The following is a 14,820-nucleotide window of genomic DNA, read 5'->3' on the forward strand; positions in this document are numbered from 1 at the left end:
AGCCGGATGGCGGCAGGAAAAGATTAACCTTAAAGTAATACTGAGCGCTAAAAGGTCATATTTCCCTTATTCCGGTAATAGATATACGTAGCTTGAATTGTCTTAATTCGGCGATGCGCCGACTTGTTAATACTGGTTGGTGAAAGTACGCCGGAGAGCCTGCAGTCCCGGGAGCAGCCAACACCTTTCAGTAAAACATCAGGCATTTGCCCTTTGCCGGCACATCGCCGAATCGATAGCGTAGTGTTGTAATAAATGAAGTGTTGAATTATTTTCCTTTGACACTTGCTTTGGCTGGCGATTGTGATGTAGAGGCAACAAGCGTTACATTCAGGTCAAAAGTGTCATCAATCGCTTTATCTCCGATGGACGAAAAGAAACTTTTTGAATTATATTTAATACCGTATTGGGTTCGGTCAACAACAGCTTTGGCATTTGCTGTAAGTTTTTTGCTGTCGGTAGTAATTTCTGTCGGGAACGTTATTTCTTTGGTAATTCCCTTGATCGTCAGCTTTCCTTTTATGGTGTATTTGTTTGCGCCTGTTGGACTGGCAGATACAATTTCTAACTTTGCCACCGGATATTTTTCAACAGCGAAAAAGTCATCATTTTTTAAATGCGTAACAAGTTTAGCATTATATTCAGGATCTTTAATGTCCGTTACGAGGAGATCTTTCAGATTAATTTCCACATTTCCACCCGTTAATTTACCAGCGTTTAAAATAAGTGATCCACTTTTAATTGGTGCCGTTCCTGCATGTTCTCCGGTCACTTTTTTGGCATTCCAGATGAGTTTACTTTGTTGTGTATCAACTGCATAGGAAGTTTCTTTTACTTTCTTATCGATAGGATTGCTAAAAGATAGGCTGTAAGCCGTTAATGAGATCAGTGATAATAAAATCGTTTTCATAACTATGTTTTTTTGAGAGGTGATTATTAATTATATTAAATCTATAGTTTTAGTATACTAATAAATTATAATAATGAGTACACTGAGCGGTAATAATATTTTAGATGATTAATGATTTAGAATATCGGTTTAATCCCGGGAGCATTTTTCCCATTGGTGACCAGCATTTATTTTTATTAAAGCCGGATAGGTGGTTATCGGACTTTTATTATAGTCAGGAAAAGAGCAATCGTCAATCTTTTTTCCTGATTTACCAGCGGAGTGTCATTGTGGGACGATGCAAAGGTAAGGGTAAGATTTCCGGATTGTGAAAGATTTCCTGAACTATTTTGAAATGAATCGGGGAGAATGCCACCAAATCATTTTGTTTTGTGCTGTCTATTTACGCTTTTGCTCCAAAGGATATTTCTTGTCAATTTTGGTCAAAACCACATAAACAGAGTCTTTACGCTCGTTTAATCCGTATAAAATAAAATGATTATCGTCAGGATGCTGGTAATGTAACACAAGCTTGCTCGCGGTATCGGCCCGATTGGAGAGCGTGAAAACATGTTTTAACGTATCTGCTTTATAGCCATAATAATACCTGCCGATGCTGCCGTAAAACTCAGTTGTGCGGATGGAATTTTTAGTATTAACCTGAAATGGCTTATCAATTTTGACGCTGATGCTGTTGAATTTCTCAAAAATTACATTTTGCCAGCGCACTGTATCACCAGCTGAATAGGGGATGGTTTGATTATTTATTTTAAATTCAGAGACGTTGTAAATACCACTAACGCCAGGAATACCATCGTCAAGTGGAAGTTTAAAGGATTTTCCGTTGGCATAAAGATTGCCATAACCAAAGCCGCGGTAAACGATAAAGATCAATATAAAACCATATTTAAAGACCAGTCGGGCATTATTTTTCCAGCGGTCTGAGAATTCAATTTTTGGAATGTAAGTTAAAGCAACCGGTTTATGCTCAATAAGAATTTCGTAAAATTTCTTGCTGTCAGGTACAAGAAGAAGCAGGGAAAGACTTAAAATATGCATGCTCGTAAGCTCAACACCGGCGTCATAACCAATGTTTACAAACCAGATCGGCACCAGAATTGCAATCATCATCAGGGCGCCCGTTGTGGTTGTTCTTCTGTACAAAATCAGGATGGTGGCCAATAGTTCGAACACGCCGGCAAATACCTCGAAAAAGGGAGAAACTCCTGTTGTGAGCCAGTAAAGTTTTCCCGGAGTGAAATCCCCAAGATTGGTATTTAGCTGGCTTATAGTAGGAAAGGGCATTTGCACCGGAAATACTTTCGCCCACGCAAACCAGGACATTCTCAACGCGATTCCATAACGGGCCGCCACATAAAACCAGTAGTACAAACGCTCATAGTCTTTGCGTTTTTTGTCAAGAATATTCCAGAGAAAACCGGCGAGCGCACAAACTAAAACTGTGATAAACCAGCCCGTATAATTTTTCCCTTCCTGACTTGCAAAGAACCAGGGTTTGTTTTGCGAAATGGCATCAAACCAGCGAAAAGTGTAGGAATTTACATTGAAGCCTGCATCGAAATCCTGTGTGTAGAAATCAGGTGTGAAGGGAATGGTGCTGATAACTGCGTAGATCAGGGCAGTTCGGAGCGCAATTTTTTCATACGCCTTCCAGCCGGAAGATGTATGCGAAGAATCTTGTAAAGACATAATTATAATTTAGAGTTTGGGCAAAAGTATACCTGATAAAACTTCCCTGCAAGGAATCTGGTGGTACGAAAACGGATTAAATCTATAAAGTCTATAAAATTAATAGACAAATTATTGTTATCATGTTTTCCTGTTTTATATTTGCAGCACGTTTAAACAACGACTGATTAAAAACCACCTTTGATTAGTTAACTTTTACACCGGAAAAAATCCTGCAAATGTTTCCGGTTATTTTAACTATTTTTTATTTTAACAAAACGATTTGTATGAAAATCAACAATCAGATGAAGGCGGTGGCTTTGGCAGGTGTCACTATTTTGAGCAGCTATGCAAATGCAGCCGAAAACCCCGGAGCGAAAGCACCGAAACAAGGAATCTGGCGCGGAGAATTTGTAATCAGCGAAACCCACATTCCTTTCAATTTTGAATACAACGCAAAGGATAAAGAACATCCGGTTCTTACACTTTTAAACGGATCTCGCAGGGATGATTTTAAGGTTACTAAACTTTCAGGAGATTCTATTTTTGTAAAAATGAATACCTATGACGCCGCTCTGGTTGCCAATGTGGAATCAGATGGAAAGATCACAGGAGAATACAGAAGTCTGGTTCCGGGCTTCCGTGGAAGTTCGCTTCCTTTTTCTGCTGAATATGGAAAAGATTACCGCTTTGTAGAAAAAGGTAAGGAACAGCCTACAAAACATAATTTATCAGGGAAATGGGATTTACAGGTTTTCAGCAAAGCAAAAATGCCCGACAACGTTGCCCTGCTAAAACAGGAAGGTAACAGACTGACTGGTGTGGTGATGTCGACCGTTGGAGACAGCCGCGAGCTGGAAGGTGTAGTGCAGGGCGATGAATTTGTGCTGTCACATTTTTCCGGTCCTAACCCAAGAGTTTACAAAGGAAAGATAAATGAAGATGGATCCATCACCGGCGTGATCAGTTCCGGGATTTATGACAATACGAAATTTGAGGGAAGCAAAAATGACCAGGCAGCTTTACCTGATCCTTACAAACTGACACATTTGAAAGAAGGGTATAGCAAACTTGATTTTACGCTCCCGGATCTGGATGGAAAACAGGTTTCATTAAGCGATGATAAATACAAAGGGAAAGTAGTTATCGTCGAGATCGTTGGTACCTGGTGCCCGAACTGCACAGATCAGACCGCTTTTCTGTCGCCTTGGTACAAAGCAAATAAGACGCGTGGGGTAGAAGCAATCGCCATTGGCTTTGAACAAAAGGATGATCTGGAATATGCAAAATATACATTGGGCACGCTGAAAAAGAAATATGGTATCGAATACGATATTCTTTTTGGAGGTATTGCTGATAAAAAAGTAGCATCTGAAAAACTTCCGGCACTAAACCGCATGATGGCTTTTCCAACGACGATTTTGATTGATCGTAAAGGTGATGTTCGCCAGATACACACAGGATATACCGGAGAAATCACGGGCCAATACTTCAAGGACTATGTAGCAAAATGGAATAAGGATCTTGATGAACTTCTTGCAGAACCGGTACCGGCTACATTTACTTCACTGAATACCAGTGAGACTAAGGGCTCTAAATAATCCATAGGTTACTAATAAGTACGCGGTATTTTGAGACAACTGCGAAGACAGCAATGTTCTTTGCAGTTGTTTAACACGTTATCAAAATTCGCAGACAGATCGCTAACCTTATCAAAATTAGGTTAAATCAGTAAGCAGACTAAAAATTTACAACCATGAAGTTCCGTATTTTGATTACCATTTTTGTCTTTGTATCAACTTTTGCGCTTGGGCAAAAGGACAAAGATATTTCCAGATGGAAAGTTACCGTTTCAAATACGACAGCGATACCCGGGCAGGAGCTCGAATTAATATTTTCTGCCGATATCAATGAAAACTGGAAACTTTATTCCTCAGATTTTAAGGGCGATATTGGCCCGCTACCTACAAAATTCGGTTTTGAAAAAAACGAAGCCTACAAACTTGTAGGTGAAATCACTCCTGTTAAACCTAAAAAAACAATCGACCCGACCTGGGATGTGGCTTATACTTATTTCACTGAAAAGGCAGAATTCAGACAGAAAATTAAGTTGGTAAAAAAGGACTATATCGTCAAAGGAACCATTAAAGGACTTTTATGCAGCAGTAAAGATGGTATCTGTGTGCCTTTTGAGGAATCTTTTCAGGTTAATTAATCTCCGATAAAACAATGTTCAGGATACGAAAATACGGTATGGTAATACTGGGTGCGGTAGCATTTGTTTTTACTGTTGCTTTTCAACCTCAACGGGAGGGAAATGAAGTTTTAACAAAAGAAGAGCTCGGTGAAAAACTTTTTTTTGACCCTATTCTTTCAAAAGGTATGGCTATCAGCTGTGCCTCTTGCCACATTCCGGCTTTTGCTTTTGCGGATACTGCCGCTTTTAGTATAGGAGATAAAGGAACAGTTTTGACGCGAAACAGTCCATCCCTGACAAATCTTTCCGGAAGAACCGGATTCTTTTGGGATGGAAGAGCCCAATCACTGGAAGAACAGATATTAGGCCCGCTGTCAGCACACGACGAGATGGATCTACCTGTGGAAGCAGCAGTGGAAAGACTAAAAAAGAATGTGTTTTACAGTACTGCCTTTCAAAAAATATTTAAAACCGAAGTAAATAATAAAAATGTTCTGAGCGCAATCGCGGCTTTTGAAAGAACGCTGGAAACCACGGACACGCCTTACGACCGTTTTCTGGACGGAGATGAAAAGGCGATGACCGAAGCTGCAATTCGTGGACGTATATTGTTTATCGGTAAGGCCAATTGTGCTACTTGTCATTCAGGTGAAGACTTTACAGCAGACCGTTTTAAAAGCATCGGTTTGTTCAACGGAAAAGAGTTTAAAGATCCCGGAAGATTCAAAATAACTTCTGATAGTTCGCATATTGGTGTATTTAAAATTCCGGGACTGAGAAATGTAGCTGTCACGGCGCCCTATATGCATAACGCCATGTTCAAAACATTGCGTCAGGTTGTTGAATATTATAATACGCCGGATAAGTTTGTTACCAACAGTATTAACCGTGACTTGTCATTGGGAAGTTCACTGAATTTGTCAGACGGAGAAATTGATGATGTTGTCGCATTTCTCGAAGCCTTAACCGATGACCGGTTCAGGAAAAAATAATGGAGCGATGAGGTTTTTATTATCCGTCTCAAAAAATAAAATTTATTCAATTTAATCATTCATCAACATGACCGGAAAATATCTAATCGCAGCCGTGCTTCTTGTACTGTCTTTTCAGGTTTCGGCTCAGAAAAAAGAGGTTGTTGGTATTATCACTTCGTCAGAAAACCGTGATCTTTTATCAGGCATTGTCGTTTGGGTGAAAGGCTCAAATCAAGGATTAGTAACAGAAAACGATGGGTATTTTGATTTGACAGTATCGGAAGGAGATACGATTGAGGCTTCATCGCGCTTTTTTAAAAGCAAAGAAATAATCGTTGGAAGCGGCTGGCGTTATGAGATACGGCTCGATGAAAATAAGGAAGAACGAACAGGTTTTTTAGGTTCAAAAACGCCTGATACCGGAGAAGAATTTTCTGCTGCGAAATCTGTTTTAAATTTTGGTTCTAAAAAGAAGCCGGCAATTTCAGAGCATTGATACAATAAGTAAAAACATCTTACATTTATCTGTAAAGGAAAGGATTTCGAGAGAACATCGATCATTGAAGCCTTCGATAAACTTGAATTTAATACGATTATTAGAAGAATGAGCGCCAACGAAGAATTAACTTCTGTAATTAAAAATAAAGAAATTTTATTATTTAAATAGCTTTTAGTTAGATATTTATGTTTTAATAAGAGGCGGGAATGAATAATTCGCCCCAAAGTCATGAATATTAAAAAGCTATGATTGTTGTATTTTTAATTTTTTTTAATTTACTTTGTCTATCATTTAAGTATACTAATAATCTTTACTTGTAAACCACCTGTGGGTAAGGAGTCAATTTTTCAATCATAGCAGTTATGAAACCAAAACATTTACTCTCGGCAGTTCCTTTTTGTGCCAACCGCGCCACGTCATTTCTCCATCTCAATTCATGTTGCTGTAATTAGATCCGGGCTTTGCGAATTGTTTGCTTAATTCACAATCAAGTCATCGCTAGTTCTGATCCGATTGCCTTTTCTCCTTCCTGAGTTGAAAACTTCGGAGTAGGAATTCCTATGTCTGCATCTGTCCTGACCAGACAGAGCATGGCCGCTTATACTGTTTTTGATCGTAAAAATTACCCATCATTTATACCTATTAGAATGCAAAAAAAATACTACGCTTTACTGCGGAAGTCCTGGAAGATAAGGTCTGTCCACGCACTCGTCCCGCTTGCCGTTTTACTAGCCGCTAACCCGGTTTTTTCCGAAAACAGAAAGGGGAATAATTCAACTTTCAATCATACAATTTCACAGGATGCGGCTGAGAGAGTTATTTCAGGAACCATAAAAGACAAGGAATCCGGTGATATTTTACCCGGTGTTTCGGTATTGGAAAAAGGTACTTCCAATGGCACAATCACGGATCAAAACGGAAAGTATACGATAACGGTTAGTGAAAATGCAACGCTGGTTTTCTCCTTTATCGGATATAGCCCTATTGAGCGTTCGGCCAATGATAAGGCAGGTTTTAATATTGAACTGCTTACGGATGCCAAACAATTGAGCGAGGTGATGGTGGTTGGGTATGGAACGCAAACGAAAGCCGAATTTACAGGCTCAGCCGTGCGCATATCGGGAGAAGCTATAAAGGAGCAACCCGTTCAAAGTTTTGACCAGGCGCTGGCGGGCCGTGCGGCCGGGGTAAGCATCGCTCAGCCAAACGGCGTGTTAAATAATCCGCCGGTGATCAGGATCCGTGGTGTGAATTCTATTTCACTGAGCTCTTATCCGCTGGTGGTTGTCGATGGAATTCCGATCAATACCGGTAACGTTTCAGCCAGCACGGCTGTGCCTAATAATCCGTTGGGTGATATTAATCCGGCTGATATTGAGTCAATTGACGTATTGAAAGATGCTGCCTCTACTTCCATTTATGGATCCCGTGCAGCAGCCGGAGTTTTGTTGATTACGACTAAAAGAGGTAAAGCCGGTAAGCCACGGATTTCGTATGAAACCTGGGCAGGTGTTTCAGATGTGGTCAGATTGCCCAAGCTTTTGAATGCAGAACAATATATTGACATTAAAAATGAGGCGGTTTTGAATGCCAAAGTTTTAGGCGGAAATGCAAATAATGATAATGTAGCTTCGGCATTGTTTTTCCCTAATACCCGTTCTGACGGCTCGCCGATAGATACCCGCTGGTATGATTACGTTTACCGGAAAGGGGTTTCCCAAAATCATAACGTAAATGTTTCAGGTGGAACAGAAACGACCAAATATTATTTCTCGGCAAATTATACCAAACAAAATGGATTTTTGGAAGAGAATGAATTTAAAAGGAAAGCAGTACGCTTCAACATAGACCAGACCGTTAACAGCTGGTTGAAGCTGAAAGGAAGTGTTTCTTACAATACCAGCTACAATAAATCACCCTATAACGGGTCTCTGCCAGGATCAAATTTCTTTCTGGTAGGTGCTGCACGTCTGGCCATTTCATTGCCGCCGAATGTACCCGCTTTCAATGAAGATGGAAGCTACAACATCAGCACAGCGAGTCCGAATACTATCGGAATGGGTAACAATAAGGTAGTTAGTAATTTTGGAAACCCCGTAGCGCTTCTGGAACTGAATCGGTATACATCAGAAAATGATCGTGTGATTGCAAGTTTCGGAGCTACGGCAAAGCTTCTTAAAAACCTGGATTTTAATACTTCTTATGCAGTGGATCGTCTGCGTACCGATAATGTAAGTTTCGATAGTCCTGTTCAGGGAAATGGTTATTCAAGCAAAGGTTCGGTAGCCAATGTCTCCGCAATTCGTGATAGCTGGAACTGGACTAATACATTAAATTATTCAGAAACCTTTGGGGGCAAACACGGGGTAACCGTTCTTGCAGGTTATGACATTCAGAAATTCAACAATTCCTCTTGGGGGGCCACCCGAACGCAAACTTCTGATCCTTTTTATCAGAATTACCAGGGAAACTGGGGTTCGATCACTGCTTCGGATAATGATCTTAATGAGCGCGCTTATCTGTCTTATTTTTCAAGGATCACGTATGATCTAAGTAAAAAATATTTCCTGACATTTAACTTCCGACGCGACGGAAACTCAGCATTGGGTGCCGGGAAAAAATACGGAAATTTTGGAGGTGTTTCGGGAGGCTGGGCACTGTCGGAAGAAGAATTTTACAAGAATTCGAGGGTTGCTTCTGTGTTGAACAACATTAAATTACGGGCAAGCTGGGGACGCGTTGGAAATGGTAATTTGAGTAATTCTTACAGTTCGCTTGAACTATACAGCGGTTCGTTATATGGGAGTGTACCAACATCAGCGATTTCTCAGGCAGGAAATGCGGCGCTGGGCTGGGAAACGAGTGAGCAAACCAACATCGGCGCAGATTTGGGCTTTTTGAATGATCGCGTTCAGGTTGAACTGACGTATTTCAATAATGATGTAAATGGTCTTATTTTGAGCGCACCACAGGCCGTTTCAAAAGGGATACCGGGCAATGCCATTCTTGGAAACGTAGGCTCTATGTACAACCGCGGAATTGAAATAGGTATCAATGCAAATCTGATCCGTAAAGGAGATTTTTCATGGAACGCTTCTTTAAATTATACCAATCTGAATAACAAGGTAACAGCCCTTGCAGATGGAAATACGGACATTGTTGGTACGACCCACGTATCCTATGAAACAACCAATGTTACTCGTGTTGGAAATTCGGTTGGTAGCTTGTACGGAGCAAAAACAGCCGGAGTAAATCCGGAAAATGGCCGTAGAATTTTCATTAATGCAAAAGGTGAAAAAGTACAATACAGCCAGGTTGTCGGAGCCGGAGATAATCAGTGGTCTTATCTGGATGGTACGAAAGCCGCTGCTATTACGGGTGCAGATTATTACCTGCTGGGTAATGCCTTGCCAAGGTGGTATGGAGGATTTATCAATAATTTCAAATACCGAAACTTTGATCTGGGAATTAACCTGTCCTATTCGGGTGGTAATCTTGTCATGAACGGCACCCGGGCAACGCTGCTGGATCAGCGTGCCTACAATAATTCCACGGAGGTTTTGACTCGCTGGCAAAAACCGGGTGATATTACCGATGTTCCAAAAGTGGTTTACAATGATCAGCTTTCGAGTGGTTCTTCTTTCCCTGTTTCCACCAATGCAGAGAAAGCGGATTTTATTCGTTTGCAAAATGCTTCGCTGGGATACCGTTTGCCTGCATCAATTTTGATCAAAACAGGAATTAGTTCTGTCAGAGTTTATGCGCAGGTTTCCAACGGGTTTTTATGGACTAAATACAAGGGAACCGATCCGGAATCTTCTGTGAACGGAAATTCAAATACCACACCGGGAGTTGAAAAAAACTCGATCGGCCAGGCCAGGACATTCACTGTTGGTCTTAATGTAGGGTTTTAACAAAAGCGATTTAAAGAAAAGATTATTATGAAAAAAACAAATATATCATCACGCCGAATCGCAGTTTATTTGGGTTTAGCTTTATTTCTGGGTACAACCGCCTGCGATAAAGAAGAACTTTTAAACCCGGCACCCGAAGTATCCATTAGCGGAGCCAATGCTTTTGACACGGCGGACAGAATTCTCGCTTTGGTAAATGGAATCTACAAAGCGGCTAAAAATGCCAACTTTTATGGCGGGAATTATTACACCTATACCGAAGCAAGGGGTGAAGAATTCATAAACCGGACGAGCAATACCTTCACTGCTTTTGAAGCATGGAGCCAAACACTGAACGCGGGATCGAATTTTGTCGCTGGTTTCTGGGCTGCGGCATATACAACGATCAACAATTCCAATATTCTGATCAAAGGAATTGCTGATAATCCGGGAAAAGTTACGGATGTAGTTGGAAAACAATATGTTGCAGAAGCGAAATTTTTGAGGGCTTTGAGTTATTTTGATCTGGTAACTTTGTATGCGCGTCCTTTCAATGAAGACAAAGGTGCATCAAAAGGTTTGCCTTTACGTTTACTGGCGGAAACCACGACAGCGAATAATGATCTGAAAAGGAGCACGGTAGCGGAAATTTATGCACAAATTATCAAAGATCTTGATGAGGCAGAAGCAAATCTTCCGCTAACTTATTCGACGTCGCTGCTTAATACCACAAGAGCGCACAGAAATACGGCGATCGCTTTAAAAACGAGAGTTTATCTGAACAGCGGTAACTATGCAAAAGTGATTGAAGAAGCAAAAAAGATCGTTTCAACGACCGCTCCTTATACAGCCGGAACCGGTGTAGCGCATAAGCTGCAAAATATTGTGGAGATTTTTACAACGAATTATACCAGCACCGAATCGATTTTATCAGTGCCAATGACCGAACTTGATAACGTAACCGGACAATCTTCTTTTCCTTATGTGTTCAATGCCAATTCAGAATATAACCTGAATCCTGCCGGGATTTGGGGAGAAACAGAATGGAAATCGACCGACTTGCGAAGAACTTTTGCCAGAACCGCTTCCGGCGTTCAGTTTTTGACAAAGTACAATAAACCTTCACCTTTTCTCGATTATTTACCGATCATCCGTTACTCCGAAGTATTGCTGAACTATTCAGAGGCAGCGGCCAGAACGGGAGATCTGCAAACGGCAACTGCCTTATTACAAGCGGTTAGAGGCAGGTCCGATGCCAGCTATGTTTTTCCATCGGCAGCCATCAGCACACAGACCGCACTGGTTAGTACTATTTTGAAAGAAAGAAGAATAGAGTTTTTGGGTGAAGGATTCCGGTCAAATGATTTGCTGAGAAATTTATTTACTATTCCGGCAAAATCCAGCAGTGCCCTGATTGCGCCCGCGGTTGAGCCGTCACAAACCAATTATATTTTCCCGCTTCCTAATACAGAAATAACTTCCAACAAACTGTTACTTTAATAATAAGCTGAATCTGCTTGTCCGATATTGTGGCAAGCAGATTCAGCCTTTTTATTTTGAGTTTTTTCGACTTTTTGTTGTGGTAAGGTTTGCATTTTTATTGATTATATATTAAATCTATTGATTTTGTATTCTATATTTATGACTCTTATTATGAGCGTTTTCTGAGTTTATTATTTCATTTGAGCTTTGTGAAAATTTTTATCGGACTTCTATTATGACTACTAACTTTAATATCAAAACAAAGATTGCAGGTTTACTTTTTCTCGGGCTGATCTCAGTTGGTTTTGTGAAAGACAGTGCCTACGAAAACGAAATCAAGACCTGGCATGCAGAACGTGTTGAGGCATTGAAAACGGAAAATGGCTGGCTTAACCTGGCTGGTTTATTTTGGCTGGAAGAAGGCCGGAATTCTTTTGGGGGCGACGGGAAAAATAAAATTATATTCCCTGCTGATCGTTCTCCCGCAACACTTGGCGAGTTCGTGGTTGAAAAAGGACAAATCACTTTGGAAGCCAAGCCGGAAGCTGAAATTTATTATAACGATCAGCTTGTGACAAAGCTCAGTATATTTCCATATGACAAACCGGTTGTTTTGAAACATAAATCGCTGAGATGGTTTATCATCAAACGCGGGGATAAATTTGCGGTAAGGCTAAGGGATCTTGAAAGTCCTTTTTTGAAGGAATTTACGGGTATCAACACATATCCGATTTCCGAAGACTGGCGTGTAAAAGCGAAATTTGAACCGACTGAAGGTAGAAAAATTCCCATCATCGACATCACTGGCAGATTGGATCAGCAGGATTCTCCGGGTGTTCTGGTTTTTAATATCAAAGGCAAAGAGTATCGTCTGGACGCACTGAAATCAGGCGAAGGATTTTTTATTCTTTTTGGAGATCAAACCAATAAGAAAGAAACTTACGGTTCCGGCCGTTTTCTTTACACGACAAAACTTGATGCAGAAGGCTACACTTATCTGGATTTTAACAAATCGATAAATCCTCCGTGTGCTTTCACCCCCTATGCAACATGTCCGCTTCCACCCAAACAAAATGTGCTTGCACTGGCTGTTACTGCTGGTGAGAAGAATTATGGTCATCATTGATTTAAAGAGCGAAGGACTCTATGCAATCCTTCGCTCTTTGGATAAAGAATTTATAAAGCAGACAGCAATTTAATTCTTCTTCGATTAATCTGATAGTACCTGAACTCAGTTTTTTATGCAAACCCGGCGGGTTATCGTATTACAGTTCGAAATTGGAGAAGTGTATACAATTTGTTCATTTTAAATTGAACAAAGAAATCGGTGATTTTGGAAAATTTAAAAATCAATTTAGTTAAGTACCTGTTTTTTAAACAGTATCGGAGTCATGCCAACCTCTTTTTTAAAGAGTCTTGAAAAGTAGGACAAATTATCAAATCCCAGTGCGTAGGCAATTTCTGATACGGATTGCTCCTCATATTTCAGCCGGTTTTTTGCTTCGGATATAAGGTAAATGTGAATATGCTCCAACGCCGTTTTTCCACTTTCCTGTTTTAAAACGTCGGTTAAATATCCTGACGAAATGTTCAGGCGTTCGGCCATATACTGAACCGAAGGGAGACCTTTGCTATTCAATAATCCGTTCGCCAGGTATGCATCCATTTCTTCAACAAATTTGCTGACCGTTTTTCCCGAAATTTCTGTGCGGTTGATAAACTGTCTTTTGTAAAAACGCTGCGCATATTTTAACATCGTACCAACATTGGCTAGTATAATCTCCCGGCTGTATTCATCCTGATTGTTGTTATACTCGTTTTCAATTTTGTGATATAAATCCCAAATCGTTATTTCTTCCTTCGGTGAAAGGTGCAGTGCTTCATTGACTTCATAATCAAAGTAATGATATTTTTTTATCTCATTATGAAGGATGTGGCCATTCAGAAAATCTTCGTGTATAAACATCAAAAATCCATCTTCATCCAAATGAAGATTTCTCATTTCAATCACCTGTCTCGGTTTTACAAACATCATTGACCCGCAGTCATGGTCATATTTGGTGCGACCATACAGGACGATGCCGGATTTCAATTTCTTAAAGCCGATCATATAAAAATCACTGGTAAACTCTTGCTCACCCAGTGAACAGGCTCCGTTGCACTGATAAATACTGAACAACGGATTTTCATTCGGAGGAAATCCGTTATCGCGATGCAGGTCACTCAGGTTTTTATAATGTTTCATTTTTTTATCAGCTAAATGAAAGACAATCTACAAAAATAATCGTGCAGATCGTCTTTCAGATTATATTAAGTATGTTTTATCAGTGGCCGTGAGCCGCCGCTGAAACTTCTTTCCAGGTTTCAAATTCAGCCAGGCGTTCGCTATACACTTGTTTTACTCCCGGATATGCAATTTTGCCTAATAAAAAGTGCAAAGGAGGATTTTCTGCATCAATTAATTGTAACACTGCATCTGCGGTTGACTCCGGTTTTCCCCAGGTATCCGGAGTGGCACCTTCGGCAAATGCTTTTCTGATCGGTGCATATACTTCATTTGCCTCAGTTTGGAAAGCCGAAGCGCCTGACCAGTCTGTTGAAAAACCGTTTGGTTCGATCAAACTAACATTGATGCCGAAACTTTTTACCTCAGTCGCAAGGGTTTCGCTCAAACCGTTCACTGCATATTTCGAAGCATTGTAAAGTCCCAAAACAGGAAGCGTTACTAATCCCAGGAAGCTTGATACCTGAATGATGTGTCCGCTTTTTTGCTCTCTCATGATTGGGACAACAGCTTGTGTAACCCAAAGAAGTCCAAAAAAGTTTGTTTCCATTTGAGCGCGTGCCTGCTGTTCAGTTGTTTCTTCAATAGCACCAAACAAGCCAAAACCTGCATTATTGATCAGCACATCAATGCGGCCGAAGTGCTCTTTGGTTTTATTTACTGCAGCAAAACAGTCTTCTCTGTTGTTAACATCCAGCTGGATAGGAAGAATTGAATCACCATATTCTGCGATCAGATCGTTCAGGTTTTCTACATTTCTGGCTGTTGCAGCAACTTTATCTCCACGTTCTAATAACGCTTTTGCCCATAGTTTACCAAAACCGCGGGAAGCTCCTGTAATTAAAATTATTTTTGACATGATTTTTTTTTGTTTTTAATACATTACAAAGGTATTGCTACCCGTTGCGCCGGA

11 protein-coding genes are annotated in these 14,820 nt (G+C 40.5%); 7 read left to right on the forward strand and 4 right to left on the reverse strand.

Features of this window, described 5'->3' with window-relative positions; all coding sequences use genetic code 11:
• Positions 1 to 268 precede the first annotated feature (268 nt).
• Together FDK13_RS09675 and FDK13_RS09680 are read right to left on the reverse strand one after the other, a co-directional pair.
• Complete coding sequence (locus FDK13_RS09675) at positions 269 to 910, reverse strand: YceI family protein (protein WP_137339788.1); 642 nt, start codon at positions 908 to 910, stop codon at positions 269 to 271.
• A 378-nt stretch (positions 911 to 1,288) separates the two neighbouring features.
• A complete protein-coding gene (locus FDK13_RS09680) occupies positions 1,289 to 2,599 on the reverse strand; it encodes a hypothetical protein (RefSeq protein ID WP_137339789.1) in 1,311 nt (436 codons plus the stop codon).
• 266 nt (positions 2,600 to 2,865) lie between these two features.
• Here FDK13_RS09680 and FDK13_RS09685 point away from each other — a divergent pair, with 266 nt between their 5' ends.
• The 7 genes from FDK13_RS09685 to FDK13_RS09715 all read left to right on the forward strand — a co-directional run bounded on the left by FDK13_RS09685 (position 2,866) and on the right by FDK13_RS09715 (position 12,749).
• Positions 2,866 to 4,179, forward strand: a complete 1,314-nt coding sequence (locus FDK13_RS09685; RefSeq protein WP_137339790.1) for a peroxiredoxin family protein — start codon at positions 2,866 to 2,868, stop codon at positions 4,177 to 4,179.
• Between the two features lie 155 nt (positions 4,180 to 4,334).
• Entirely contained in the window at positions 4,335 to 4,793 is a 459-nt protein-coding gene (locus tag FDK13_RS09690; RefSeq protein WP_137339791.1) for a protein-disulfide reductase DsbD domain-containing protein, read from the forward strand.
• A gap of 14 nt (positions 4,794 to 4,807) precedes the next feature.
• The gene (locus FDK13_RS09695) at positions 4,808 to 5,767 is read left to right on the forward strand and encodes a cytochrome-c peroxidase (RefSeq protein ID WP_229215994.1); all 960 of its coding nucleotides are present in this window, start codon (positions 4,808 to 4,810) and stop codon (positions 5,765 to 5,767) included.
• A gap of 67 nt (positions 5,768 to 5,834) precedes the next feature.
• On the forward strand, positions 5,835 to 6,245 hold the full coding sequence (locus FDK13_RS09700; RefSeq protein ID WP_137339792.1) for a carboxypeptidase-like regulatory domain-containing protein: 411 nt from the start codon (positions 5,835 to 5,837) through the stop codon (positions 6,243 to 6,245).
• A 650-nt stretch (positions 6,246 to 6,895) separates the two neighbouring features.
• Positions 6,896 to 10,162: a SusC/RagA family TonB-linked outer membrane protein gene (locus FDK13_RS09705; protein ID WP_137339793.1), complete on the forward strand. Its 3,267-nt coding sequence runs from the start codon at positions 6,896 to 6,898 to the stop codon at positions 10,160 to 10,162.
• A gap of 27 nt (positions 10,163 to 10,189) precedes the next feature.
• Positions 10,190 to 11,641, forward strand: coding sequence for a RagB/SusD family nutrient uptake outer membrane protein (locus FDK13_RS09710; protein ID WP_137339794.1), 1,452 nt, complete (start codon positions 10,190 to 10,192; stop codon positions 11,639 to 11,641).
• Positions 11,642 to 11,858: 217 nt separating this feature from the next.
• Complete coding sequence (locus FDK13_RS09715) at positions 11,859 to 12,749, forward strand: DUF1684 domain-containing protein (RefSeq protein WP_137339795.1); 891 nt, start codon at positions 11,859 to 11,861, stop codon at positions 12,747 to 12,749.
• 228 nt (positions 12,750 to 12,977) lie between these two features.
• Here FDK13_RS09715 and FDK13_RS09720 read toward each other — a convergent pair whose 3' ends face one another.
• Both FDK13_RS09720 and FDK13_RS09725 read right to left on the reverse strand, forming a co-directional pair.
• The gene (locus FDK13_RS09720; RefSeq protein ID WP_137339796.1) at positions 12,978 to 13,868 is read right to left on the reverse strand and encodes a helix-turn-helix domain-containing protein; all 891 of its coding nucleotides are present in this window, start codon (positions 13,866 to 13,868) and stop codon (positions 12,978 to 12,980) included.
• A gap of 79 nt (positions 13,869 to 13,947) precedes the next feature.
• A complete protein-coding gene (locus FDK13_RS09725) occupies positions 13,948 to 14,766 on the reverse strand; it encodes an SDR family NAD(P)-dependent oxidoreductase (RefSeq protein WP_137339797.1) in 819 nt (272 codons plus the stop codon).
• Between the last annotated feature and the right edge of the window lie 54 nt (positions 14,767 to 14,820).

The organism is Dyadobacter frigoris (assembly GCF_005280585.1).
GTDB classification, from domain to species: Bacteria; Bacteroidota; Bacteroidia; order Cytophagales; family Spirosomataceae; genus Dyadobacter; species Dyadobacter frigoris.